General features: G+C 74.6%; 17 protein-coding genes. 9 read left to right on the top strand and 8 right to left on the bottom strand.

Annotation, left to right across the window (positions count from 1 at the left end):
* Window positions 1–67: 67 nt before the first annotated feature.
* From ABGA99_RS07585 to ABGA99_RS07550, 8 genes are all read left to right on the top strand, one after another.
* Entirely contained in the window at window positions 68–1603 is a 1536-nt protein-coding gene (locus tag ABGA99_RS07585; RefSeq protein ID WP_347582362.1) for an ABC transporter substrate-binding protein, read from the top strand.
* 410 nt (window positions 1604–2013) lie between these two features.
* The gene (locus ABGA99_RS07580; protein WP_347576533.1) at window positions 2014–2949 is read left to right on the top strand and encodes a dihydrodipicolinate synthase family protein; all 936 of its coding nucleotides are present in this window, start codon (window positions 2014–2016) and stop codon (window positions 2947–2949) included.
* Window positions 2946–4526, top strand: coding sequence for a sulfatase-like hydrolase/transferase (locus tag ABGA99_RS07575; protein WP_347582361.1), 1581 nt, complete (start codon window positions 2946–2948; stop codon window positions 4524–4526). Before ABGA99_RS07580 ends, ABGA99_RS07575 begins: the two co-directional genes overlap by 4 nt.
* Window positions 4527–4536: 10 nt before the next feature.
* Window positions 4537–6486, top strand: a complete 1950-nt coding sequence (locus ABGA99_RS07570; protein ID WP_347582360.1) for a sialidase family protein — start codon at window positions 4537–4539, stop codon at window positions 6484–6486.
* A 214-nt stretch (window positions 6487–6700) separates the two neighbouring features.
* A complete protein-coding gene (locus ABGA99_RS07565) occupies window positions 6701–6922 on the top strand; it encodes a hypothetical protein (RefSeq protein ID WP_347576530.1) in 222 nt (73 codons plus the stop codon).
* A gap of 135 nt (window positions 6923–7057) precedes the next feature.
* The gene (locus ABGA99_RS07560) at window positions 7058–9229 is read left to right on the top strand and encodes a 4-alpha-glucanotransferase (RefSeq protein ID WP_347582359.1); all 2172 of its coding nucleotides are present in this window, start codon (window positions 7058–7060) and stop codon (window positions 9227–9229) included.
* A gap of 42 nt (window positions 9230–9271) precedes the next feature.
* Complete coding sequence (locus ABGA99_RS07555; protein ID WP_347582358.1) at window positions 9272–9889, top strand: alpha-L-fucosidase; 618 nt, start codon at window positions 9272–9274, stop codon at window positions 9887–9889.
* A gap of 87 nt (window positions 9890–9976) precedes the next feature.
* Window positions 9977–10201 (top strand): hypothetical protein, encoded by a 225-nt coding sequence (locus ABGA99_RS07550; protein WP_018834246.1) that lies wholly within the window; start codon window positions 9977–9979, stop codon window positions 10199–10201.
* 108 nt (window positions 10202–10309) lie between these two features.
* Here the strand turns inward: ABGA99_RS07550 and ABGA99_RS07545 are convergent, their stop codons facing one another.
* From ABGA99_RS07545 to ABGA99_RS07525, 5 genes are all read right to left on the bottom strand, one after another.
* Window positions 10310–11107, bottom strand: coding sequence for a VOC family protein (locus ABGA99_RS07545; protein WP_347576527.1), 798 nt, complete (start codon window positions 11105–11107; stop codon window positions 10310–10312).
* Window positions 11108–11200: 93 nt separating this feature from the next.
* The gene (locus ABGA99_RS07540) at window positions 11201–11728 is read right to left on the bottom strand and encodes a DUF1203 domain-containing protein (RefSeq protein ID WP_347576526.1); all 528 of its coding nucleotides are present in this window, start codon (window positions 11726–11728) and stop codon (window positions 11201–11203) included.
* A gap of 267 nt (window positions 11729–11995) precedes the next feature.
* Window positions 11996–14578 (bottom strand): aminopeptidase N, encoded by a 2583-nt coding sequence (gene pepN, locus ABGA99_RS07535; RefSeq protein WP_347576525.1) that lies wholly within the window; start codon window positions 14576–14578, stop codon window positions 11996–11998.
* A 160-nt stretch (window positions 14579–14738) separates the two neighbouring features.
* Window positions 14739–15776, bottom strand: coding sequence for an aspartate-semialdehyde dehydrogenase (locus tag ABGA99_RS07530; RefSeq protein WP_347576524.1), 1038 nt, complete (start codon window positions 15774–15776; stop codon window positions 14739–14741).
* Window positions 15777–15992: 216 nt separating this feature from the next.
* Entirely contained in the window at window positions 15993–19319 is a 3327-nt protein-coding gene (locus ABGA99_RS07525; protein WP_347582357.1) for a S8 family serine peptidase, read from the bottom strand.
* A 367-nt stretch (window positions 19320–19686) separates the two neighbouring features.
* Here ABGA99_RS07525 and ABGA99_RS07520 point away from each other — a divergent pair, with 367 nt between their 5' ends.
* A complete protein-coding gene (locus tag ABGA99_RS07520) occupies window positions 19687–21459 on the top strand; it encodes a TIGR03767 family metallophosphoesterase (protein WP_347582356.1) in 1773 nt (590 codons plus the stop codon).
* A 68-nt stretch (window positions 21460–21527) separates the two neighbouring features.
* Here ABGA99_RS07520 and ABGA99_RS07515 read toward each other — a convergent pair whose 3' ends face one another.
* From ABGA99_RS07515 to pepN (ABGA99_RS07505), 3 genes are all read right to left on the bottom strand, one after another.
* A complete protein-coding gene (locus ABGA99_RS07515) occupies window positions 21528–21815 on the bottom strand; it encodes a DUF4287 domain-containing protein (protein WP_347576521.1) in 288 nt (95 codons plus the stop codon).
* Between the two features lie 100 nt (window positions 21816–21915).
* Window positions 21916–22998 carry a hypothetical protein gene (locus tag ABGA99_RS07510; RefSeq protein ID WP_347576520.1) on the bottom strand — a complete coding sequence of 361 codons (1083 nt, stop codon included), beginning with the start codon at window positions 22996–22998 and terminating at the stop codon, window positions 21916–21918.
* 144 nt (window positions 22999–23142) lie between these two features.
* The gene (pepN, locus tag ABGA99_RS07505) at window positions 23143–25758 is read right to left on the bottom strand and encodes an aminopeptidase N (protein WP_347582355.1); all 2616 of its coding nucleotides are present in this window, start codon (window positions 25756–25758) and stop codon (window positions 23143–23145) included.
* Window positions 25759–25772 lie beyond the last annotated feature (14 nt).

Genomic DNA, 25772 nt, shown 5'->3' with positions numbered 1-25772 from the left:
TACCGACTCCTCCGCACCCCGCTCCCCCCGACACCCGCGCACGCACTACGTCAAAAGGAGTCCTGTCATGGCACGACCCGCGCCACGGCTCAGCCGGCGTTCCCTGCTCAAGGCCGCCGGACTGACCGGAGCCGGCTCGCTGGCCGGGGTACCGCTGCTGACCGCCTGCGGCGAGGGCAGCCGGTCCGGCGGTGCGTCCGGCCGGCTGACCCTCGGCACCACGCAGATCATGCAGTTCGACCCGTACCAGACGAACACCGCCCTGCACATCCACACCTTCTACACCTACCTCCTGGACTACACCGACGACTACACGGCCAAGCCCGCCGCCGCCTCGACGTGGGAGTTCGCCGCCGACCACACCTCGGTGACCGTGACCCTGCGCACGAGCGACTTCCAGTCGGGCAAGGCGGTCACCGCCGCCGACGTCGTCGCCGGCGTCGAGCGCGCCAAGGACCCGGAGACGGGGTTCACGCTGGCCGCGACGACCGCGTTCATCGACCGGGCCACCGCAGAGGACGACCGCACCGTGCGGCTGGACTTCGCCGAGGCCGTGCCCGACGAACTGGTCCTGGACTGGATGTTCGCCTTCCCGCTGGTCCCCGCGGGGCAGAACGAGGTCGCCGTGCTGGAGAAGAAGCCGGCCGGCTCCGGCCCGTTCCTGCTGGCGGACTTCCGCCGCGACCGGCTGCTGCGGCTGAAGAAGAACCCCGGCTTCTGGGACCGCGGCGAACCGCGGCTGGACGAGGTCGAGTTCCGCTTCTTCCGCGACGAGGAGTCCCTCGTCGGCGCGCTGGAGTCGGGCGACCTCGACGGCGCCGTGTACCTGTCGCTGCGCCACGCCGACCGGCTGCGCGACCGCTTCACGCTGGTCCAGGGCGCCGGCCGGATGGACCTGTTCTTCATGAACGGTGCCCGGCCGCCGTTCGACGACAAGAAGGTGCGCCGGGCCCTCGCCCGCGCCATCGACCGCGACCGGATCATCGACCAGGTCCGCTTCGGCCTCGGCAAGCCCGTCTACACCGCGTTCATGCCGGAGTCCCCGGCGTTCGACTCCGGCTACCTCGACTCCCACGGCTTCGACCTCGACGCCGCGAAGAAGCTGCTGGACGCCGCCGGCGGGCCGCGCAAGGCGACCGCCGCGTTCGGTCCCGAGCCGGGTGCCAAGGACATCGTGCAGGCGATCCAGGCGGACTTCGAGAAGATCGGCTTCGAGCTGACGCTCCAGCCGATGGAGGAGACGGCGTTCCTCGACGCGCTGTTCGCCGGGGAGCTGGAGTGCTGCATCGCCGCGCAGCCGAACAACCTGCAGAGCCCGTCGCTGATCTCCCGCGGGCGGCAGATGCTGCCCACCGAGGACAACGTGATGATGGGCGCCCGCGTCCCCGCCCGCTACGCCGCGGCCGTCGAGGCGAGCCGCACCGCGCTCACGCCCGAGGCGCAGACCACGGCGTACGCGGAGCTGAACGCGGTGCTCGTCGACGAGGCGTGGGCCGTCGGCATCGCCACGCGGCCCTCGCTGGCCGCGCTGGACCGGAACGTCAGCGGCTACGCCGTCGACAAGCGCGACTTCCTCGACCTCACCCGTACCGACACCGCGTAGCGGGGGCGGGCGGTGGTGGCCGCCGGGCGGTCGTCGCGCGGCGGTAGTCGTCCGGCTGGTCGGGCGGTGATCGCCGATGGCGGTCCCGTGGCGGGGGCCGCCGGGCAGCCGGCGGTCGCCGTCGCACGCCGGTCGCCGGGCGAGGGACGCCTCGTCCGGTCGCCGCCGGCGGACGGCGCGGCGTCCGCCTCGCTGCCTGCGGCCCCGCCACCGCCCGGCCCGCCCGCCGCTCGGCACAGTCCGGTCACGGCCGTCCGCCCTCCGTCCGCCCGTCTGCCCACCCGTCCGCGCTCCGTCCGTCCTTCCCTCCGGCCGACTCGCCCGTCCGCGCTGCCGCCCTGGCCCACCGCCGGCCCCCGCGGCCGCACGCCCGTACCCGCCCGACCCCCGTCCTCCGAGAAAGGTCCCGTATGAAAGCGCTCGACTACGCCGCCGGCAGCCCGGTGATGAGCCTGCTCACCGCGGTGTTCACCCCCTTCCGCCCGGACGGCGGCCTCGATCTGGAGACCGTCGGCAAGCAGGCGGACGCGGTGGCGGCCTGGGGCTGCCCGGCGGTGTACGTCGGCGGCACCGCCGGCGAGGGGGCGTCCCTCACCAGCGCCGAGCGGAAGGCGCTGCTGGAGCGGTGGTGCGAGGCGGCGGAGGGGCGGATGGACGTCATCGCACACGTCGGCCACACCAGCCTCGCCGAGGCGCAGGCCCTCGCCGCCCACGCCCAGGCGAGCGGCGCCCGCGCGGTCTCCGCGGTCCCGCCGTACTTCCACCGGCCCCGGGACGCCGCCGCGCTCACGGACTTCCTCGCCCCGCTGGCCGCGGCGGCCCCCCGACTGCCGTTCATCTACTACCACATACCGTCCGTCACCGGGGTGCAGGTGCCGGCCAGCGCGTTCCTCACGGAGGCGGCCCGGCGCATCCCGACCTTCGCGGGCATCAAGTACGCGGACAACGACCTGGCCGACTTCCAGCGATGTCTGGAACGGGCCGAGGGCAGGTACGAGATGTACTTCGGCAGCGCCCGGCTGCTGCTCGCCGCCGCCGGGGTCGGGGCGCGCGCCGCGATCGGCTCCGCGTACAACTTCGCCGCCCCCGTCTACCTGCGGCTCATCCGCCATCTCGAACGCGGCGAGACGGACCGGGCGCGCGCCTGCCAGCTTCTCGCCCAGGCCGCCATCGACGCCGCCTCCCGGCACGCCGGTGAGCTGCCCGGCTTCAAGGCGGCGACCCGGCTCGCGGGGGTGGACTGCGGCCCGTGCCGGGAGCCGCTCGGCACGCTCGACGACGCCCAGCTCGACGCCCTGCGCGCCGACTTCGGCCGCATCGGCTTCCCGGACGGGCCGTCCGCGTGACCGCGCCGCACCCGGCGCCGCACCCCGTGCCGCCCGGCCGGTCCGGCGCCCGCCCCAACGTGCTGGTCGTCCAGGCGGACCAGTACCGCTGGGACTGCCTCGGCGCCGCCGGCCACCCCGACGTCCGCACCCCCGCCCTCGACCTGCTCGCCGCCGACGGGGTCCGGCACACCGAGGCGTACTGCCCGTACCCCGTCTGCACCCCCTCCCGCTACACCATGCTCAGCGGCCTCTACGCCCACCAGCACGGCGCCTGGACGAACCACAGCACCCTCGACCCCGCCCTCGACACCTTCCCCCGCGCCCTGCGCCGCGCCGGCTACCGCACCGCCGCCGTCGGCAAGATGCACTTCACCCCCACCTATCTGGACGTCGGCTACGACCGCCTGCAACTCGCCGAACAGCACGGCCCCGGCCGCTACGACGACGACTACCACCGCGACCTGCGCGCCGCCGGCCTCGCCGACGTCGTCGACCTGCTCGACCAGGAACTCACGCTGCGTCCCCAGGCGCCGCCGGGCTACCGGGACACCTACGGGACCGGCCGCTCCGACCTGCCCGAGGAGTGGCACTCCACCACCTGGATCGGCGAGCACGCCCTGCGCGAACTCGACGCGTGGGACGACGGCGGCGGGCAGCTTCTGCACGTCTCGTTCGTCAAACCCCACCACCCCTTCGATCCGCCCGCCCCCTGGGACACCCTCCACGAGCCCGCCGCGCTCACGCTTCCGCCGGGCTGGACCCCCGCCATCCCCGACGCCGATCTGCCGCACGCCCGCGCGTACTTCGACTACGGCCCGCTGACCGAGCCCGTGCTGCGTACCGTCCTCGCGCACTACTACGGCTCCATCGCCCAGCTCGACCACCACGTCGGCCGGCTGCTGGACACCCTGCGCCGGCGCGGGCTCTACGACGACACCCTCGTGCTGTTCACCTCCGACCACGGCGAGTACCTGGGCTTCCACCACCTGCTGCTCAAGGACGGCCCGATGTACGACCCGCTGGTGCGGGTGCCGCTGCTGGTCAAGTACCCGGCCGGGGCCCGCGGCGGCGGCCGCCGCGGGGAGGTGAGCGACGCCCCGGCCTCGCTGGTCGACGTGGCCCCCACGGTGCTCGCCGCGTGCGGCGTCGCCGCGTCCGGCGCCCTGGCGGGGCACGACCTCGCCGGGCCTGCCGCGGGGGACGGGTACGTCTTCGCCGAGGACCGGCGGCGCGGCCGGGTGCTCATGGCCCGCTCCCGTACGCACAAGCTGCTGCTGGCCGCAGAGCCGGCACAGGACGCGCTGTACGACCTGACGTCCGACCCGTACGAGCTCACCGACCGGCTCGCCGACCCCGCCTGCGCGGGTGCCGCCGCCGAGCTGCGCGAAGCGCTGTGGCGCTGGGCGGTGTTCGACACCCCGGTGCCGACGCGCCTGGACGAGAACGCCCCCCGCGTCCCCGGCCCCGTACCCGCCGCGGCGCCCGGCCGGGACCCGCGCGCCGCCCCCCGCGCGCACGACGCGGCGGCCGTCCGCCGGGCCCTCGACGCCGGCGGCCCCGCCGCCTGGACCTCCTCCGGTGACACCCACCCCTGAAGGGAGCACCATGTCCGCACCCGTTCCTCCCTCCGCCCGCCGACCCGCCCGCCGCAGAGGCACGTCGAGAGCCGTCGGACTCGCCGCCGGCGGGCTGCTGCTGGCCGGCGCCCTGCCGGCCGCCGCCCTGCCCGCGACGGCGCCGGACACCGCGGCCGCGCCGGGGCCCGCCGCGCGCATCGCGTACTCCACGGTCTTCGAACGCGGCGAGGACGGTTACCACACCTTCCGGATCCCCGCCGTCGTCGAGGCCGCCGACGGCACGCTCCTCGCGTTCGCCGAGGGCCGGGTGGACAGTCCGGGCGACGACGGCGACATCGACCTCGTGCTCAAGCGGTCCGCGGACGGCGGCCGTACGTGGGGCGGGCTGTCCGTCGTCGCCGACGACGGCGGCAACAAGTTCGGCAACCCCGTGCCGGTCGTGGACCGCGCCACCGGCCGCGTCCTGCTCAACACCACCCGCACCGGCGGCGGCGTCTCCGGCCAGGACGTCATCTGCGGCCGGGCGACGGCCGAGGAGACCCGGCGCTCGTTCGTCCAGCACAGCGACGACAACGGCGCCACCTGGTCGGAACCGCGGGAGATCACCGCCGACGTCAAGAGGCCCGGGTGGCGGCACTTCGTCGGCGGCCCCGGCCACGGCACCCAGCTCACCCGCGGCGCGCACGCCGGCCGCCTCGTCATCCCCGGCAACCACTCCCGCGCCCCCGAACCCGGCGGCGCCTGCCCCGACAAGCACCTCTTCGGCGGCCACTCCCTCTACAGCGACGACGGCGGCGCCACCTGGCGCCTCGGCGGCGTCGACGAGGTCACCGACGGCACCGTCATCCCCAACGAGACCTCCGCCACCGAACTGTCCGACGGCACCGTCTACTTCAACACCCGCGACCAGCACGGCAGCAGCCCCGGCTCCCGCGCCGCCACCGTCAGCACCGACGGCGGCGCCACCTTCGACGCCCCGTACCGCGAGGTGCCCGACCTCCTCGCGCCCGTCGTCCAGGGCGCCGTACTCACGCTCCCGGCCGCCTCCGACCCGGCCCGGCGGCTGGTGTTCTCCGCACCCCGGCACGCCACCGCGCGCGAGAACCTCACCCTGCGCACCAGCCGCGACGACGGCGCCAACTGGCGGGAGGGACCGCAGGTCCACGACGGCCCGGCCGGCTACTCCGACCTCGTACCCGCCGCCGGCGGTGTCGGCGTGCTCTACGAGAACGGCGCCCGCACGCCCACCGGCGACGGGCTGCAGCCGTACCACCGGCGGATCACCTACGCGCACGTGCCCGCCCCGCTGCTGAACACCCCGCCGCCGCGGCCCTCGACCACGCCCGACGCCTCCGGCCACCGCCGCGACGCCGTCGTCGGCGGCAGCCCGGAGCGCGTCGGCGGGCCCTTCGGCCGCGGGCTCGGCCTCGCCGGCGACTACGTCGAGACGCAGCCGGCCGGCGAGCCGGCGTTCGGCACCGGGCCGTTCACCGCCGCCGTCTGGTTCCGCAGCACGGAGCGGGAGCAGCAGCAGGCCGTGCTCTGGGCGCACTCCGAGGAGGCGGCGGACGCCAAGTGGTGGATCCGGCTGGAGCCGGACCAGAACCGCATCCGGGGCCACGTGAACACCGGCTCCGGGAACACCTTCGTCTCCGCCCCCGGCGACTTCGCCGACGGTCGGTGGCACCACGTCGCGCTCACCCGCGACGAGACGGGCGTCACGCTCTACGTGGACGGGGCCCCCGCCGCCGCCTCCGGACCGGTCGCGGGCTCGGTCTCCGCGGGCGCCCGTACCGGCATCCGGGCCGGCGCCCGTACCGGCGGGATCAACAACCCGCTCGTCGGTGCCGTGGACGAGGTGTGGCTGCTGGACTGCGCCCTCGACCCCGGGCAGGTCGCACGGCTCGCCGCGGACAACCGCGCCCCGCGCGGGGAGACCGTGCTGCACCTGCCGCTGGAGCGGGTCCGCCGCGGCTAGCCGCGGCACCCGTCTTCCGTCCTCCCGGCCCCGACGGAAAAAGCGGGCCGGGAGGGCGTACGTGCCCCAGCTCTTGCGTCTTCCAGGGCCCGTTGCAGTGAAATCGCCCGTTCCGGGTACTGTGACGTATGGCACGAACGTGTGTCGCCACGACTGCCCTGCCCTTGATCGGGTAGCGGCGGACGTGACCAGCCGTCGACCGAGGAGGACCGCGGTGGCCGCTCCCGCTCCGTTCCACGTCAGCCACGACCACCACCTCAAACCCGTCGAGGGCGCCGACCCCGACTACGGTCTGGCCGGCGCCTGCTCCTGCGCCGAACTGCCGCTGACCAGCGAACCCCCGCTGGCCGCGGGCACTCCGCTGACCAGCGAGCCGCCGCTCGCCGCCGACGACAACCTCATCAGCGAGCCGCTGCCGCCCGTTCACTTCACGTGACGGCCTGCTGACGGCACGCGGCTGCCGCAGTACGATCAGCCTGCCGGCTCACCCCGGCGGGGACCCTCCGGGGCCCGCGACCGGGTATGTGGGTGACGCCGGAGCCGAAGACGTCGCATACCACCTGGGGGTGGCATGTCCCTGGCGCGGTTAGCTGCGCTGCACGGAGTCGCGGTCTCGTACGCACGCACGTCGGGCCGCGCCCTCCCGGTCCCCGAGGACACCCTCGTCGCCGTCCTCGCCGCGCTCGGCGTGGACGCCGCCGGGCCCGCCGCCGTCGCCGCTTCGCTCGCGGCGTGCGAAAGGGCCGAGCGGGAGCGCCTCCTGCCCGCGACCCTCGTGCCGCCCGCCGGCACCCTCCTGGACCCCGGGCCGCTGCCGGCCGGCACCGAGACCGCCCTGGCCGGCGAGGGCGGCGCCGAACTCGACCCGCGCGCCCCGCTCCCCCTCGGCGTGCACACCCTCACCGCCACCGCCCCCGACGGGCGCACCGGCAAGGCCACCGTCATCGCCGCCCCCGCGCGCGTGCCGCAGCCGGGCCGGCGCGGCGCCGGGCTCGCGCTCCCGCTGCCCGCGCTGCTGTCGACCCGCTCCTGGGGCATGGGCGACCTCGGTGATCTGGCGGAGCTGGCCGCCTGGTCGGCGCGTACCCACGGCATGGACTTCGTTCAGCTGGGCCCGCTGCACGCCGCCGTCCCCGGCGCCGCGGGCCGGCCCGCGGACCCGTCCCCGTACCGGCCGTCCTCCCGGCGTTTCGCCGACCCCGTGCACCTGCGGATCGAGGACATACCCGAATACCGCTACCTCGCCCCCGCCGACCGCGAGCAGGCCGCGGAACTGGCCGGCCGCGCCGCCGCGTTGCGCGACCGGGTACGCGCCAAGGGCGGGCTCGTCGACCGCGACGAGGTGTGGCGGCTCAAGCGCGCCGCGCTGGAACTGCTGATGCGCGTCGAGCTGACGCCCGGCCGGCGGGTCGCGTACCACCACTTCCTCGCCGAACAGGGCCAGCCCCTCGACGACTACGCCGCCTGGTGCGCGCTGGCCGAGATCCACGGCCCCGACTGGCGCTCCTGGCCCGGCGGCCTCGCCGACCCGCGCTCCACCGCGACCACCCGCGCCCGGCACGACCTGCTCGACCGCATCGACTTCCACTGCCGGCTGGCCTGGCTCACCGACAACCAGCTCTGGCGGGCCCAGCGGATCGCCCGGGACGCGGGCATGGCCGTCGGCGTCATCCACGACCTGGCGGCCGGCGTGCACCCCTCGGGCGCCGACGCCTGGGCGGAGCAGTCCGTCCTCGCCGCCGGCTGCACCGCCGGCACCGCGCCGGACGACGGCGATGTCCCCGGCACCGACCGGGGCGTGCCGGTGTGGCGGCCCGACCGGCTGGCGGCGGCGGGCTACGGCCCGTACCGCTCGGTGCTGCGCGCCGCGCTGCGGCGGGCGGGGGCGCTGCGCGTCGGGCACGTGAGCGGGCTGTTCCGGCAGTGGTGGGTGCCGGCGGGCCGGCCGCCCGCGGAGGGCACGTACGTCTCGTACGACGCGGAGGCGATGCTCGGCGTACTGGCGCTGGAGGCGCACCGGGCGGGCGCACCCGTGATCGGCGAGGACCGGGAAGGACCGGCGGACCCCGCGGTACGGGAGGCGCTGGCCGCGCGGGGCGTGCTGGGCACGGCGGCGCTGTGGAACCAGCGCGAGCCGGCGCCGCAGACCCCGGGCGCCGTGCCGTGCCCGCGGCCGCCGGAGCGCTGGCGGGCCGACGCGCTCGCCTCCGTCACCGCACACGACCTGCCGCCCACCGCCGCCCGGCTCAGCGGCGCGCACCTGGCCCTCCGCCACGAACTGGGCCTCGTCGAAGGACCGCTGCCCGCCGCCCGCGCCGCCGACGCCGTGGAGGTCGGCACCTGGCTCGACCTGCTCGACCGGCTGCGGCTGCTGCCCGGCGGCCGGGCCGACGAGGCGTCCGTCATCACCGGCCTGTACCGCTTCCTCGCCCGCACCCCCGCGCGGCTCGTCGCCGTCTGGCTGCCGGACGCGGCCGGCGACCGGCGCCCGCAGCACGTGCCGGGCGCGGGCGCGGAGTACCCCGGCTGGCGGCTGCCCGTCGCCGATCCGGACGGCCGCACGCTGCTCTTCGAGGAGCTGGCCGACGCGCCGCGAACGCACCGGCTGCTGGCGGAGGTGGTGCGCGAACTCGGCGGCAGGGACGGCGCGGACCCGCTCGCTCCGCCCGTCGGCGAGGCGTCCCGCGGGGCGTCCGGCGGTGGGGAGTCCGGTCGTACGAGCGAGGAGGCCCCCCGTGCGTAGGGCCGCCCGTTCCGTCGGCACGGGCGCCGCCGCCGTCGCATCGTGCCCACCCGCGGCCAGCTCGCCTGGCAGCGCCGCGAGGTGACCGCCTTCACCCACTTCGGCATGAACACCCTCACCGACCGCGAGTGGGGCTCCGGCGCGGAGGACCCGGCGCTCTTCGACCCCGGCCGGGTCGACGTCGCCCAGTGGATGCGCACGTACAAGGCGAGGGGCGCCGAGATGGCCATGCTCACCGCCAAGCACCACGACGGCTTCAACCTCTACCCGACGCGCTACTCCGACCACTGCGTGGCCGCCGGCCCGCACAGCCGCGACCTCCTCGGCACGTACGTCAGGGAAGCCCGCAAGGCCGGCCTCGACGTCGGCGTCTACCTCTCGCCGTCCGACGGCGCGGAACTGCCGCACGCCTGGCACGCCGGCTGGCTCGCGGACCTGCCGTTCGACCGGGTCCGGCTGGCGGAGGACATCCGGCACGGCCAGCGCGTCGAGCGCTTCGCGGTGTTGGCGCAGGATCCGGCGACGGGCCGGTGGCACCGGATCGCGGCGGGCACGACGATCGGCGCGTACCGATCCTGCCGCCGGCCGCGCCGGTCACGGCGGAGAGGCTGCGGGTACGGGTGGAGGAGACCCGCGGCACGCCGCGGCTGCTGCCGGTGACGGCGCATCTGAGCACGGCGGGTGGTCCGTAGCACGTTAGGCGACCCCGGGCGCGCGGGTGGCGGCGGTGTTCGCTACGGTTTGAGCGTGGACAGGAAGAAGACCCTACGCGCCGGTGCACTCGCCGCCGGGACGGCGCTGATCATGCTGATGTCGTCCCCCGCCGCCTCTGCGCTCAACCGCGACGACGGCGACGACCCGGGCCCCGGGCTGAGTGTCGCGGAGACCCTGGGTCTCTTCGTGCTCACCCCGCTGGTCGCCTTCGCGGTGATCGCCGGTCTGGTGGTCGCGGCGGAGAAGAAGAAGAGCTGACGCCGGCGGATCGATCCGCCGCGCGCAGGCGCCCGTCCCGGACCCGGGACGGGCGCCTGCGGTGCGCCCGGGCGGCCCGTGGGCCGGGCCCGGCCGCTGCCGCCCGCCTCAGGCGAAGTCCGGCATGTCACCGACCGTGCGGTTGACGTCGATCACGGTGAACGTGGCGCCCTGCGGGTCCTCCAGGGTCGCCATCCGCCCGAAGGGCGAGTCCTGCGGCCCGAACGTCACGCTGCCGCCGCGCCGCTGCGTCGTCTCCACGGCACGGTCGCAGTCGTCCACCGCGAAGCAGACGCCCACGTGCGGAGGTGTCCCGGCGGGGAAGACGTTGCCGCTCATCTTCGCCCGGCCGATGAGCGGGTCGCCGTCACCGACGCTCCACACGGCGTAGTCCATCTGGTCGTCCTGCATCTTGCGCACCCGGTAGTGGAAGAGCTCCGGGAAGAAGGCGTCGGCGTGCTCGGGGTTACGGGTGTCGACCTCGGCCCAGCAGAAGGTGCCGGGCTCGCCGATCGCGGCGAAGCCCTCGTGACTGCCCGACTCCCACAGCCCGAACCGGATGCCGTCCGGGTCCTCGGCGATGGCCATCGTGCCGTACGGGCCGACCTCCATCGGGCCCATGAGAACCCGCCCGCCCTGCTCACCGACGTGCTCGGCGGTGACCTCGGCGTCGGGGGTGGCGAAGTAGAGCGTCCAGCCCGCCGGCGCGTCCTCCGAGCCGGGCATCGGCGGTGCGAGACCGGCGGCGACGCCGCTCTCCGCCTTGGCCTGGGTGTAGTGCCCGGAGGCTTCGCCGCCGTCCTCGAAGGTCCAGCCGAAGACGTCGGAGTAGAAGCTCTTCGCGGCCTCGAGGTCGGGGAAGGTCGCGTCCGCCCACGTGGGTGCGCCTTCGGGTCGTACGGTCATGATCGGTCGCCTCCTCTGAGGGCTGGGCGTTATTGCGGCGATTTGTGCACTTCTCACGCTAGCCCCGTGGCGCGCCGCTCGCGCGCGGACGGCTCAGGGGAGCCGTACCTCGTACAGGAAGCACCCGTACTCGACAGCCCGCACGTGCACGAACGCCACCTCGGGCGCCGCGAACGCCTCCGCGAGGGCCTCCGCCGTCGCCGCCTCCGCCCGGGCCGGATCCTCCGGCAGCCGCAGCGCGGCGCCGCCGACGATCCGGCCGCCCGCGTCGTAGCGCCGGAACGCCCGCAGCGCGGCGGTCTCGGCGAACGGATACCCGGCGCCGGACGCGGGCCCGGCACAGTCCCCGGCGTGCACGAAGACCGGGCCCTGCTCGTCGTACGCCCCGGGATCCACCCCGGCCCCCGCGGCCCACCGCCGCAGCGGCGCGTACGACACGAGCGCGATCCGCTCCCCGGCCCGGCTCCGCCGCAGACAGCAACGCAACGGTGCCCCGCCCTCGCCGTCGGTCACCGCCCGCGCGGGGCGACCGGCGTCGTCGGCTTCGCGGAGCCGGGCCAGGACGGCCGGGGGGATGGGGGCGGCGCGGTAGGCGGCGGGAGCTTGCGGTGTCGTCGTCATGCCGTCCAGGCTGCGCGCCGCGGGCCGCGGAAGCTGGCGGGAATCCGACGTCAGGTTCGGTGTCGGCGGGCGCTGGCAGGATTGCGTCACGCACCCACCGCGTGACGACGACCAGGGGAGGAGCCGTGTCCGCACGGACGCCACCTGCCCGGCCTGTGCCGGCCCGCTGCCTCCGCGCGGCGCCCGGGAGCGGGCCGCCCGGCCTGCGCCGGGCAGCGGGGCGGTGCGGTGGTGCGGGCGGGCCCCCGGGGCGGGGGCCCGCCGCGGTCAGGACTCCGCGGTGGCGGCGTCGGCCCGCTGGGCCCGCAGGGCGCGCTCCACGCCGGCGCGGGACTCCGTCACCATGCGGCGCAGGGCCGGGGACGGCTGGGTCTCGGCGAGCCAGGTGTCCGTGGCGTCCAGGGTGGCCTGGGAGACCTGGAGGGTCGGGTAGAGGCCGACGACGATCTGCTGGGCGATCTCGTGACTGCGGGAGTCGAAGACGTCCTTGACCGCGTCGAAGTACTTCGCCGTGAACGGCGCCAGCAGCTCGCGCTGGTCGGTCTGGACGAAGCCGCCGATCACCGCCTCCTGCACCGCGTTGGCGAGGTTGCCCTCCTCCACGACCTCCGTCCACGCCCGCGACTTGGCCGCCGCGGTCGGCCGGGCCGCCCGGGCCGCGGCCGCGTGGCGTTCGCCGGCCGCGGTCTTGTCGCGCTCCAGCTCCGCGGCGATGGCGTCGTCGCCGGCCCGGCCGGTGGCGGCCAGCCGGTGCAGCAGGGTCCAGCGCAGCTCGGTGTCGACATCGAGGCCGTCGATCGTGCGGGAGCCGTCGAGGAGGCCCGCGAGCAGGTCGAGTTGGCCGTCGGTGCGGGCGGTGGCCGCGAAGGCGCGGGCCCAGGCGAGCTGGTGGTCGCCGCCCGGCTCGGCGGCGTGGAGCTGGGTCTCGGCCTCGGCCGACCAGCGGGCCAGACCGGTCTCGCGCCAGTCGGGGGCCGCGTAGAGGTCGAGGGCCAGCTTCACCTGGCGGTGCAGCGACTGCACCACGCCGATGTCGCTCTCCTTGCGGATGCCGGAGAGGACGAGGTCCAGATAGTCGCGGGTGGCCAGCTCGCCGTCGCGGGTCATGTCCCAGGCCGACGCCCAGCACAGCGCGCGCGGCAGCGTGGTCTCGAAGTCGCCGAGGTGCCGGGTGACCACGTCCAGCGAGACGGGGTCCATCCGGACCTTGGCGTAGGTGAGGTCGTCGTCGTTGAGCAGGACCACCGCGGGGCGGGGGCGGCCGGCGAGCTGCGGCACGTCGGTCAGCTCGCCGTCGATGTCCAGCTCCAGCCGGTCGGTGCGCACCAGCCGGCCGTCCTTCAGCTCGTACAGCCCGACGGCGATGCGGTGCGGGCGCAGCACCGGCTCGCCCTTGGCACCGGCGGGCAGCGCGGGCGCCTCCTGGCGGATGGCGAACGAGCTGACCACGCCGTCGGAGTCGGTCTCCAGCTCGGGCCGCAGCACGTTGATCCCGGCGGTCTCCAGCCAGGCCTTGGACCAGGCCGCCAGGTCGCGCCCGCTGGTCTCCTCCAGGGCGCCGAGCAGGTCGCTCAGCCGGGTGTTGCCGAAGGCGTGACGCTTGAAGTACGCCTGCACGCCGCGGAAGAACTCGTCCTCGCCGACGTACGCCACGAGCTGCTTGAGCACCGAGGCGCCCTTGGCGTACGTGATGCCGTCGAAGTTGACCAGCACGTCGTCGAGGTCGGCGATCTCGGCCATGATCGGGTGGGTGGACGGCAGTTGGTCCTGGCGGTACGCCCACGTCTTCATCTGGTTCGCGAACGAGGTCCACGCGTGCGGCCAGCGCGAGCCGGGCGCCTGGGCGAGGCAGGCGGTGGAGGAGTAGGTGGCGAACGACTCGTTCAGCCAGAGGTCGTTCCACCACTCCATGGTCACCAGGTCGCCGAACCACATGTGGGCCAGCTCGTGCAGGATCGTGTCGGCCCGCATCTCGTACGCCGCGTCGGTGACCTTGGAGCGGAACACGTACTGGTCGCGGAAGGTGACCGCGCCCGCGTTCTCCATCGCGCCGGCGTTGAACTCCGGGACGAAGAGCTGGTCGTACTTCTCGAACGGGTACGGGTAGTCGAACCGCTTCTGGAACCAGTCGAAGCCCTGCCGCGTGACCTCGAAGATCGCCTCCGCGTCCAGGAACTCCGCGAGCGAAGGACGGCAGTACACGCCCAGCGGCACCGTCCGCCCGTCGCCCTCCCAGGTGCCGTGCACCGACGTGTACGGCCCGGCGATCAGCGCGGTGATGTACGTCGACATGCGCGGCGTGGGCGTGAAGCGCCACACCCCGGCCGCCGGCTCCGGCGCCGGCGAGTTGGAGATGACCTGCCAGCCCTCCGGCGCGGTCACCGTGAAGGCGAACGTCGCCTTCAGGTCCGGCTGCTCGAAGTTGGCGAACACCCGGCGCGCGTCGGGCACCTCGAACTGCGTGTACAGATACGTCTCGCCGTCCACCGGGTCGACGAACCGGTGCAGACCTTCACCCGTATTGGTGTACGCGCAGTCGGCGACGACCCGCAGCTCGTTCTCCCCCGCGCGCAGCCCCCGCAGGGCGATCCGGGAGTCGGCGAAGACCTCGGCGGCGTCGAGCGCGGTGCCGTTCAGCACCACCTCGTGGACCTCGGGCGCGACGAGGTCGGCGAAGGTCTCCGCGCCCTCCTCGGCGGCCGAGAACCGCACCGTCGTCACCGACCGGAAGGTGCCCCCCTCCTTGGCCTCCTTGGCGCCGGAGATGTCGAGATCGATCTCGTACGCGTCCACCTTCAGCAGGCGCGCGCGCTCCTGCGCCTCTTCCCGGGTCAGATTCGTGCCAGGCACCTGGGCTACTCCTTACCCCTACGACTGACCGCAATCCTCGCACGCCGGCCCCCCGCGGGGAGGGGCCTGTGGACGACGGCGGCACCCCCGGCCGGACGGACCGTACCGGCCTGTGGACAACTCCTTCCGGCGGCGGCTCGGCCGCCGGCCGGCCCCGGTCTCAGGACCGCAGTTCCGCCGCCACCAGCTCCGCGATCTGCACCGCGTTCAGCGCCGCCCCCTTGCGCAGGTTGTCGCCGGAGAGGAACAGCGCCAGGCCGTTCTCCGCCGTCTCGTCCCGCCGGATGCGCCCCACGTACGAGACGTCCTTCCCGGCCGCGCCCAGCGGCGTCGGCACGTCCGCGAGCGCGACGCCCGCCGCCCCGGCCAGCAGCTCGGTGGCCCGCGCGGGGCTCAGCGGCTCCGCGAAGCGGGCGTTGACCTGGAGCGAGTGCCCGGTGAAGACGGGGACGCGGACGCAGGTGCCGGAGACCTTCAGCTCCGGGATCTCCAGGATCTTGCGCGACTCGTGCCGCAGCTTCTGCTCCTCGTCGGTCTCGTCGAGCCCGTCGTCGACGAGGGAGCCGGCCATCGGCAGCACGTTGTACGCGATCGGGGCCACGTACTTCGCCGGCTCGGGGAACGCGACCGCCGCGCCGTCCCGGGTCAGCTTCGGCGCCTCCTCGCCGGCGGCGCGGACCTGCTCGAACAGCTCGTCCACGCCGGCGAGGCCGGAGCCGGAGACCGCCTGGTAGGTGGCGACGACCATGGAGACCAGGCCCGCCTCGCGGTGCAGCGGCTTGAGCACGGGCATCGCGGCCATCGTGGTGCAGTTCGGGTTGGCGATGATGCCCTTGGGGCGGTCGGCCACCGCGTGCGGGTTGACCTCGGAGACGACGAGCGGCACCGCGGGGTCGCGGCGCCACGCGGAGGAGTTGTCGATCACGACCGGGCCCTGCGCGGCGACCTTCTCGGCGATCGCCCTGGAGGTGGCGCCGCCGGCGGAGAACAGCACGATGTCGAGCCCGGAGTAGTCGGCGCCGCCGGCGTCCTCCACCGTGACCGTACCGCCGGGAGCGTCCCGCCACGGCAGCGTCCGCCCCGCGGACCGGGCCGACGCGAACAGGCGAAGCTGGTCCACCGGGAAGGCCCGCTCGGCGAGGATGTCGCGCATCACTCCGCCGACCTGGCCGGTGGCTCCGACGATTCCGATCTTCATGGCTCTCCGTTCACGGGTGCGGGTCCGCCCACCATGATGCCGGGCGCCGGGCGGCTGGCTCCAGTCGTTTCCCCTGCCCAGCCGCTCGCGCGACGCGCGCCCGCGCGGCGGACTGAGACACACGCCACAGGGGCGGGACACCGGCGGACCCGGCGTCCCGCCCCCGCGGGTGCTGTCAGGGCGTACGCGCGTCACCCACGGCGTACGCCAGGCGCACTAGGGCACCACCGTCCCGATCCGCACGCTGCCCGCGCCCGCCACCGTGCCGCGGGCGTTCTGCAACTGCACCTCGCCGAAGAACTCGCGCCCCTCGGGCCCGGGCGCCGCCACCGTGACCTCGGCGCCGACCTCGGCGCTCGCGCCGCTGTCCAGCTCCACCGGCGCGTCGCCGACGCTCACCTCGCCCAGCGCCGGGGAGAAGTACACGTCGCGGTAGTCGTACTCGGTCGTGCCCGCCGGCACGGCGTAGGCGAAGACCTCCACCGTGTACGTCCCGGGCTCCGGGTCGACGAGGGTGACGCCCTCCTCCGAGTCGGCGTCCGCGGACTGCGCGACGGGCTCGCCGTCGCGGTAGACCGTCAGGTCCAGGTCCGCGTTGGCGTCCGAGGTGGCGCCGATGACCGCGTCGAACCGGGTGACGCCCTCGCCGACCTCGACCGTCGTGGTGTTCGTGTCACCGTCCGCGATGCCCGGCCGGGTGGACAGACCGGAGCCGAGCGGCCCGCCGGCGAGCTTGCCGGCCACCGGGGCGAACCCGTTGGTCACCGTCCACTCCACCGGGCTGGGCGTGCCGACCTTCGCCTCGTCGATCGTCTGCACCTCGGGGTCGAAGCCCGCGCCGAGCACGGCCGCCTCGACCGTGAACGGGTTGTCCAGCTCCGGCGAGGTGCGCCGCGACTCGACCTCGATCTCCCACACGCCCGGCATCGGGTCGTCGTAGGAGCGCAGGTCGGGGCGGCAGGTGTTGGCCGGGTTGTCGTAGTTGTGGTAGCAGAACGGCGTCGACGTCTCGTCGGCCGGAATGCCCCACGGGTCGATCGCGATCCAGCGGGTCTGGCTCCTGCCCTTGAGGCCGCTCATCGCCACCTCCAGGGTCTTCGCGCCCTCGGGGACCTTCACGAAGTACGAGCGGGTGGAGTTGCGCTGCACCTCGTTCGACACCTGGTACCCGTACGCGGGCGCCGCCAGCTCCTGCGAGGCGACCACGGTCGTCAGCACCCGGTGGTCGATGCCCTCGGTGCGCTCGCCGTCGACCAGCAGCGCGGCGCTGTGCAGCCCCGCCGAGCGCGGCTTGGCCTGCACCTTGACGGTCAGGGGCTGGCCGCGGCGCAGCGTGACGTCGTCGTCGCCGAGCAGCTTGAAGGTGCCGTCGTTGCCCTGCCACTCCAGCTCGTGCGGCGTGCCGCCGGCCGGGCCCGAGGTGCGGGTGAGCGTGATCTCGTACGTCTCGGACTCGCCGCGCGCCGGGCCGCTCTCGCGGTCGTAGACGCCGGTGCCCACGCCGGGGGTGGCGAGGAAGCCGGCGAGCACGGTGTCGACGGGCGCCTCGACCTTGTAGTCGTACGCCGTGGCGCCGTCCTGAAGGGAGTCCCAGGCGTCGACGACGTCGACCCGGCCGGCGCCCTCCGCGTACGTCTGCACGCCGGGGATGTGGTCGGCGGTGGACGTCAGCGCGGTGCGCAGGGCGTTCGGCGTGACGTCGATGCCCTCCCGCTCGGCGGCGGACAGCAGCAGCGCCGCGGCGCCGGCCGTCTGCGGCGAGGACATCGAGGTGCCCTGCAGCATGCCGTAGCCGGGCGGCAGCCGGTACCCGGCCTCGGCGACGGGCGAGCCGGGCTGCCAGGTCGGGATGGTGTTGACCGACGCACCGGGGGCGGTGATCGTCGGGGTGGCGCCGCCGTCCTCGCGCGGGCCGCGGGAGGAGAACGGCATCATCGCGTACTTCGTCTCGACCTGGCTGCCGTAGTTGGCGGCCCAGGTCTCGCGGGAGACGGCCGCGCCGACGCTGATGACCTTGTCGGCCAGGCCGGGGTCGCCGATGGTGTTCGCGCCGGGGCCGTCGTTGCCCGCGGAGATGACGAGCTGCACGCCGTAGGTGTCGATGAGGCGGTTGTAGAGCGCCGCGCGGGCGTTGCTGCCGTCGTTGAGCGGGGGCAGGCCGCCGATCGACATGTTGACGACATCGACGCCGCGGTCGGCGACCAGGTCGATCATGCCCTCGGTGAGCGCGACCGCGGTGCAGCCGCCGCTCCAGGTGCAGGCCCGGGAGGAGACGATCTTGGCGCCGGGCGCGGCGCCGTTCATCCTGCCGCCGAAGAGGCCGTTGGCGGCGGTGATGCCGGCGACGTGGGTGCCGTGCGCGCCCTCGACGACGCCGATGTTGACGAAGTCCTCCTTCTTGCCGATCCAGTCCCCGCCGTACGGGTCCATCGGCACGTCCTTGCGGATCTCCACGACGAACGGGATCGCCTCGGCGATCGCCGTGCCCGGGTCGTCGGCGCCGAAGTAGGCGAACCTGTGGTCCTCGCCGTACGGAGCCATCGGCTTGTCGTCCGTGAAGTCGCCGTCGTCGCCGAGGTCGACGCGGACGGTCCCGGCCGCCGCGTCGTACAGCAGCGCCCAGGAGTCGGTGGTGTCGCCGTCGCGGTTCAGGTCGCCCTGCATCTCGCCGCCCAGCGTGGCGTTCTCGCTGAAGAGGCTGACGGAGTAGTCGCCGCGCGGGGCGGTGTACTCGCGGTCGTTGAAGGTGAAGGCGGGTCCTGAGACGTCGTTGACCATCGGGCGCCAGGTGCGGTCGCCGTCGACGATCGGGTCGGTGGCCGTCACCCAGTCGGTGATCTTGCGCTCGCCGGTGGTGGTCTTGCGCAGCGCGGGGTGGGCGAGGTCGACGCCGGAGTCGAGGATGCCGATGGTGACGCCGCGGCCGTCGGCCTTCGGGTGCTTCTTGACGAAGTCGACGGCGCCGGTCTCGTGGGCCGGCTGGTACGGGTTCTTGGCCGGGGTCGAGCGGTCGGGGGCCGGGTAGGCGCCCTGCGCGCCGCTGCCCGTGCCGCCCTTGTCGCCCTCGGCCCGGTCGGCGACCGGCCGCGGGTCCGGCAGCTCGATCTCCTCGTTCAGATCGATGCCCTGGACCGCGGACATCTTCGCGGCCCCGGCGATGGCGGCGTCGGCGCGGCCGGTGGGCACGGTGGCGCGGACGTAGCCGAGTTTGTCGTGCGTACGGCCGACAGAGGCGCCGCGTACGGCGCGGAAGGTATCGGCGACCTCGGCGGCCTGGCCGGGCTCGACGGCGACCAGCAGCGTGACGTTCTTGTCGCCCCCCGCCTTCGCCTCGGCGAGCAGTTCGGCGTCCTTCGCGCCGAGTTTGTCCGCCGCGGCCTTGGGCCGGTCGGGCTCCGGGGCGCCCTCCGCGGCCTGGGTGGCCGCCGAGCCGGTCGCGGTGAGCGCCGCGGCCAGCCCGGCCGCGAGGGCTATACGGGCGGCGGCGCGCGGCCGTCCGCCCCCCGGTATGTGTCCGGGTGTGCGTCTGGGAGAGATCGTCATCTCTTTTTTCAACCCCCACCTGTGTGGAAACCGGCATCCGGTGCCGACTGTCCGCATATTTATCAGCAAGGCGCGCGTGCGCGGGGGGAGTTGAGAGTGGCGGATTGCGGCGTTGGCGCATAGCCGCCAGGGGGCCGGGCGCGGCGCGTTCCCGCCGCGGTGAACCCACGGTGACCGTGGCCACTCGAACGGGCGAGGGTCGCGTGTCCATTGCGTGGTGTTTTCAGCCGGTGAAGGTATTTGTGGGCTTCCCGGCCGCCGTCGTTCCGGTTGCGTTAAGTAGCAGGTCACCCGGCGTGCCAAGGCTCCGAGTGTACGGGTGACCCGCCCGCGCCGAAGCCTCCCGCTCATCCCTCCAGGAGCGCTGATGCACCGCGAAAGCACGTCCACCAGGCCTCCGCGCCCCGGCCGGCGCGCCGTCCTCCTGGGCGCCGCCGGGGCCGCGGGTGCGGCCGCCGGGCTCGGGCTGGCCCTCGGCCCCGGCCAGCCGCAGGCGACCGCGCGGTCCGCCGGGCCGCCGGCCCTGGCCTCGCGGGCCGGCGCCCGGGGGCCGGCGCCCGCAGGGCCGCCCGCGCCGTCGTCGGCGGGCACCACGATCCGTACGACGGCGACGGCCGTGGGGTCCGGCGGCTACCGGCACCTGACGGAGGGCGCGGGCTGGCCCCGGGTCGTACGCGCGGAACTGGGCGCCGCGGGCGCGCGGCGCACGGACACACGCACCGCGCTCGCCGCCTTCGTCCAGCTCACCGACCTGCACATCGTGGACGTGCAGACGCCGCTGCGCTCGGAGTACTTCCGCGAGCGCGAGGGCGACGGCTGGCGCCCGCAGGAGGCGCTGAGCGTGCCGGGCGCGGTCGCGCTCATCGAGCGGGTCAACTCGCTGACCACCGGGCCCGCCACCGGGCTCGCCCTCGGCTGCGCCGTCACCACCGGCGACAACACGGACAACAACAACGGCCTGGAGCTGGAGTGGTACCTCACCGCCATGAGCGGCGGCCGGATCGTGCCCAACAGCGGTGACCCCCGGTCGTACGAGGGCGTGCAGAACAGCGGCGTCGACCGCTACTGGCACCCGGAGAGCCCCCTGCGCGACGCCGACAAGGCACTCGGCTTCCCGCGCGTCGACGGCTTCCTCGATGCGGCGATCCAGGAGGTCGCAAGCCCCGGGCTGCACCTGCCGTGGTACTCCACTGTCGGCAACCACGACCTGCTGCCCGGCGGCTGCTACGCGGCCCGCCAGCCGTACTTCGCCGAGTACGCGGCCGGCGACCGGAAGCTGATGACGCTGCCGGAGTCGATCGCCGCGCCGCTCTTCGACGCGTTGCGCGCGGGCACCGACCCGCGGGGCGAGGCGTTCGCCGAGATGCTGCGCACCCACCGGCATCTGATGCGTACGGTCACGGCGGACGAGCGGCGGGTGCCGTTCACGGCGCAGGAGTACGCGGCCGCGCACCTCCAGGAGCGCTTCACCGGGGCGGGGCCCGTGGGCCACGGCTACACGGAGGCCCACCGCGCCTCCGGCGAGCTGTACTACGACTTCGTCCTCGGCGAGAGCGGACCGGGCGTCGTCGGCATCAGCCTGGACACCACCGACCAGGGCGGCGACTACCGCGGCTCGCTGGGCACGGCGCAGTTGCGCTGGCTGGAGCAGAAACTGGCACGGCACGCGGACTCGTACGTCGTCGTCTTCAGTCACCACACCAGCAAGTCGATGAACAACACGACACCCGACCCCTCCCGGCCGGACGACAAGCGGCACACGGGGGCGGAGCTGCTGGAAGTGCTGCTCGCCCACCGCAACGTGGTCGCCTGGGTGAACGGGCACAGCCACCGCAACGAGATCAGCCCGCACGGCGACGCCTCCGGCGGGCTGTGGGAGATCACCACCGCCTCGCACGTGGACTTTCCGCAACTGGCCCGGGTGGTGGAGCTGACGGACAACGGCGATGGCACGCTGTCGCTGTTCACGACGCTGATCGAGTCGGCGGCCCCGTACCGCGCGGACGGCGGCGAACTCGGCCAGGCGGGCCTGGCGTCCCTCTACCGCGAGCTGGCCCTGAACGCCCCGCACTCCCCGCGCCGCCGCGCCCTGTCGGGCCTGGAGACGGACCGCAACACCGAACTGCTGCGCACCCGCTGACCCCCGCATCCCCGCCACTTCGGCCGCCGGCGCCCGGCCCGCCGCGCGGCGGGCCGGGGGCGCGGCGGTCAGGGGCGGGTGGCCCTGCCGTCCAGCCAGAGGGTGCCGGACTCGTCGCGGTGCGGGCCGCTGGAGCCGACGTGCCTGGCATCGATCTGCGGGCCCTTCTTGATCACGCGCACCAGCGCCATCCCGTGCCCGCGGCCGAGACCGTAGTCCTCCGTCAGCCACGCCAGGATCGGGCCCGCCTTGGCCGCCGGATCGTCGAAGCCGCGCTCCCGCGCCAGCTCGACGAACTGACGCGGCGTGAGGCCGGTCCTGTCCTCGATCGTGTCCGGATACGCCGGAAAGGACATCGGGGCCACTCCCGTTTCGTCGGTTGTCCGCATCCTCGACGGCAACAACGACGACGCCCCGATATCCCTTCCCACCAGCGATGACGCCGGTGCGGCGCGGTCAGCGCGGCAGGACCACCACGTGCGTGGCCTGCTCCCGTTCCGCCGAGGCCAGCATCGCGGCCCGTACCACCTCCGCCTGCTGCTCCGGCGTCTCGCGCAGCCCCCGCGGGGTGACGTGGACGACCGTGATGCCCAGACGCTCCAGGGTCTCCCGCTTCTTCGCGTACGGGGACCACAGCGCCTCCTCGTCGTGCGAGGTACGGCGCGGGGCGCGGGCGTCGATCTCCACGGCGACCGCGTGGTCCGGCCAGTAGGCGTCGACGCCGCCGAGGTGCGGGCCGCCGGGCAGCCGGAGGTCGACGTTCCACAGCGGGTCCGGCAGGGCGTGGGTGTGGACCATGGCGTACAGGCGGCCCTCGGCCAGCGCGCGGCCCTCGGCGATCAGGGTGTCGACCGCGTCGATCACGTGCGCGCGGCCCAGCAGCCGGGCCCGGCTCAGCTCGCGTACCACCGCCGCCGCCTCGCAGTGCCCGCCGCGGACCGCCTCCGTCAGCAGCAGGTGCACGTCGGCGGCGTCGGTGAGGAGTGCGACCGTATCGGCGAGGGCGCGGGGGACCGGGGCCACGGGCAGGCCCGTGATGCGGTCGGGGCGGGGAAGCGTGTGGGCGCGGACGAGGCGGGCGAGACCGGTGGAGCGCAGCCGGCGGGTGCGGGGGAGCAGGACGTCGATCCGGTCGAGCGCGAGCAGCGGCGGTGCGGCGGCGAAGCCGTGCAGCGCGAGCGCCGCGAGCCCGGTGATCATCGCGTCGTCGTACGGATCCTGCACCGCGTCCCGCGCCGGGGCCGAGGCGGCTGTGCCGCGGGTCTGGCCGGGCACGGTGGCGCGGCCCGGTGCCCGGCCGGCGTAGAGCAGGGCCGCGTGCAGCCGCTCCTCCGGCGTCGGTGGCCCGGCGTGCAGCAGATAGACGCCGGGCAGGAGTTGCTGCCACGGGCCGCCGGGGCGGCAGCGCTGCGCGGCGTCGGCGCCGGCGACGCCGTGCTCGCGCAGTTGCCGGGCGGTCATGACCTGGCCGCGGGCGCCGGCGGCGTGGTGGAGAGGGCGCGGGCTGAGCGGTGCGGGGGAGGGCGAGTTCATGTTCATGGCCCCTGGATTCCCGGCGGCCGGCCCTCCCCTAACCGCTGTTACACGGCCGTCGAAGAATACGGACAAGCCGGGGCCAAAGGGCACACGTTCGACTGTCGAGCAGGAGAGCCGTCGCCGTTGTACAGGCCGGGCCCTCGGGGCTCACTCCTGCCCGTCGCGTTCCTGCGCGCGCAGCGCACGCGCCAGGTCGTCGCGCGCCTCCCCCACCAGCCGCCGCAGCGCCGGCGGCGCCGTGCCGTCGGTCTCGCGCAGCCACGTGTCCGTCGCCTCCAGCGTCCCCCGGGACGCCTGCAGCGCCGGGTAGAGGCCCCGTACGACCGCCATGGCGCTCTCGATCGTCCGCTCCCGCCAGATCCGCTCGATCGCCGCGAAGTAGCGCGGCGCGTACGGCGCGAGGAGATCCCGCTGGCCGGGCCGGGTGAAGCCGGAGATCGTCGCCTCGACGATCGCGTTGGACAGCTCGTCGGAGTCCACGACGGCCCGCCACGCCGCCTCCTTGACCCGCGCGTCCGGCCGGGCGGCCAGGCAGCGCACCTGGTGGCGCTTTCCGGACGCGGTGTCGTCGCGGGCCAGTTCGGCGTCGACGGCCGCCGCGTCGGCGACTCCGTGGGCGGTGAGCGGCAGCAGCACCTCCCAGCGCAGCTCCTGGTCGACGTCCAGCCCGTCGATCTTCGCCTGGCCGTCGAGGAGGCCGCGGAGCAGTTGCAGGTCCTGCTCCGTACCGGCGACGGAGGCGAAGAAGCGGGCCCACGCCAACTGGTGGTCGCTGCCGGGCGGCGCGAGCCGCAGCTCGCCCAGCGCACCCTCGGCGAGGGCCGCTTCGGCCGCGGCGCGGTGCTCCGGGGCGGCGTAGTGGTCGACGGTGTAGTGCGCCTGCTGGTGCAGGCCCTGGAGCACGCCGATGTCGGACTCGCGGCCGGCGAAGCGCAGCACGAGGTCGAGGTAGTCGCGGGCGGGCATGAGGCCGTCGCGGGTGAGGTCCCAGGCGGCGGCCCACAGCAGGGCGCGGGCGAGCGGGTCGGAGACGTCGCCCAGGCGCTCGCGCACGGCGTCGAGCGAGTCCTCGTCGAAGCGGGCCTTGCAGAAGGTCAGGTCGTCGTCGTTGACGAGGATCAGCACCGGGCGCGGCTGCCCGGCCAGCTCCGTGACGACCGCGTGCCCGTCGGTCACGTCGACCTCGGCGCGCGCGTAGCGCACCAGCTCGCCGGAGGCGTCCGGCTGCCCGTACAGCCCGACGGCCACCCGGTGCGGCCGCGGCGCAGGGGCGGGGGCGCCCGGGCCGGTCCCGGGGCCCTCGCGCAGGATCGCCAGCTCGGTGATCCGCTCGGCGGCGTCGTACGTCACCTGCGGCGTGAGGGTGTCGACGCCGGCGGTCTGCAGCCACGGCCCGGCCCACGCCGACATGTCCCGGCCGGACGTCTCCTCCAGCGCGGCCAGCAGGTCGTCGAGGCGGGTGTTGCGGAAGGCGTGCCGCTTGAAGTAGCGGCGGGCGCCCTCCATGAAGGCGTCCCGGCCGACGTACGCCACGAGCTGCTTGAGCACCGCGGCGCCCTTGGCGTACGTGATGCCGTCGAAGTTGAGCTTGGCCGCCTCCAGGTCGTGGATGTCGGCCGTGATCGGGTGCGTCGTCGGCAACTGGTCGGCCCGGTACGCCCACGCCTTGCGGCGGTTGGCGAAGGTGATCCAGCTCCCGGTGAACCGGGTGGCCTCCGCGAGCGCCAGCGCGCCCATGTAGTCGGCGAACGACTCCTTGAGCCACAGGTCGTCCCACCACTCCATGGTCACCAGGTCACCGAACCACATGTGCGCCATCTCGTGCAGCACGACGTTCGCCCGGCGCTCGTACGCCGCGTCGGTGACCTTGCCGCGGAAGACGAACTCCTCGCGGAAGGTGACGAGGCCGGGGTTCTCCATCGCGCCGATGTTGTACTCCGGCACGAACGCCTGGTCGTACTTGCCCCACGGGTAGGGGTAGTCGAAGTGGTCGTGGAAGAAGTCCAGGCCCTGCTTGGTGACGGTGAAGACGTCGTCGGCGTCGAAGTGCCGGGCGAGCGACCTGCGGCACAGCGCGCCGAGCGGCACGACCAGCTCCCGGCCGTCGTCGAACGTGCGCGTGTAGCGGTCCTCGAGGTAGGCGTACGGGCCGGCGACGACGGCCGTGATGTACGTGGAGATCGGCTTGGTCGGCTCGAACCGCCAGGTCGCGGAGGCGGTCCCGGCGGTATCGGCGTGCCGCTCGGGACGGCCGGTCAGCGCGCCGCCGGAGAGCACCGTCCAGTGCTCGGGGGCCGTGACGGTGAAGGTGAACGGGGCCTTGAGGTCGGGTTGTTCGAAGGTGGCGAAGACCCGGCGGGCATCGGCCGGCTCGTACTGCGTGTAGAGGTAGACCTCGCCGTCCTCCGGGTCGACGAAGCGGTGCATGCCCTCGCCGGTGCGGCTGAACGCGCAGCGCGCGTCGACCACGACCTCGTTCTCCGCCGCCAGGTCGAAAAGCTCGATCCGCGAGCCGTCGAAGACCGCCCCGGGGTCGAGGTCCCGGCCGTTGAGGGTCACCGCGGTCACGTCAGGCGCGATCAGGTCGAGGAAGGTCGCCGCGCCCGGCTGGGCGCACCGGAACCGCACGGTGGTCACCGACCGGAAGGGCTCGGGCGCGGGGGCCACCGCCGTGCGCAGGTCGAGCTCGACCTCGTACGCCTCGACCTCCAGCAGCCGCGCGCGCTCCCGGGCCTCCTCGCGGGTCAGGTTCTCACCGGGCACGGGGTGACTCCTTC

Source organism: Streptomyces sp. B5E4, from assembly GCF_039871555.1.
Classification (GTDB): domain Bacteria; phylum Actinomycetota; class Actinomycetes; order Streptomycetales; family Streptomycetaceae; genus Streptomyces.
The sequence above is the reverse complement of the archived record's forward strand: the minus strand, read 5'-3'. Positions and strand labels throughout refer to the sequence as shown.

Bases quoted from the DNA above. Each gene is read 5' to 3' on its own strand.
- ABGA99_RS07585 (WP_347582362.1), top strand. From the start codon at position 68: ATGGCACGACCCGCGCCACGGCTCAGCCGGCGTTCCCTGCTCAAGGCC.
- ABGA99_RS07580 (WP_347576533.1), top strand. From the start codon at position 2,014: ATGAAAGCGCTCGACTACGCCGCCGGCAGCCCGGTGATGAGCCTGCTC.
- ABGA99_RS07570 (WP_347582360.1), top strand. From the start codon at position 4,537: ATGTCCGCACCCGTTCCTCCCTCCGCCCGCCGACCCGCCCGCCGCAGA.
- ABGA99_RS07560 (WP_347582359.1), top strand. From the start codon at position 7,058: ATGTCCCTGGCGCGGTTAGCTGCGCTGCACGGAGTCGCGGTCTCGTAC.
- ABGA99_RS07545 (WP_347576527.1), bottom strand. From the start codon at position 11,107: ATGACCGTACGACCCGAAGGCGCACCCACGTGGGCGGACGCGACCTTC.
- ABGA99_RS07540 (WP_347576526.1), bottom strand. From the start codon at position 11,728: ATGACGACGACACCGCAAGCTCCCGCCGCCTACCGCGCCGCCCCCATC.
- ABGA99_RS07530 (WP_347576524.1), bottom strand. From the start codon at position 15,776: ATGAAGATCGGAATCGTCGGAGCCACCGGCCAGGTCGGCGGAGTGATG.
- ABGA99_RS07525 (WP_347582357.1), bottom strand. From the start codon at position 19,319: ATGACGATCTCTCCCAGACGCACACCCGGACACATACCGGGGGGCGGA.
- ABGA99_RS07520 (WP_347582356.1), top strand. From the start codon at position 19,687: ATGCACCGCGAAAGCACGTCCACCAGGCCTCCGCGCCCCGGCCGGCGC.
- ABGA99_RS07515 (WP_347576521.1), bottom strand. From the start codon at position 21,815: ATGTCCTTTCCGGCGTATCCGGACACGATCGAGGACAGGACCGGCCTC.
- ABGA99_RS07510 (WP_347576520.1), bottom strand. From the start codon at position 22,998: ATGAACATGAACTCGCCCTCCCCCGCACCGCTCAGCCCGCGCCCTCTC.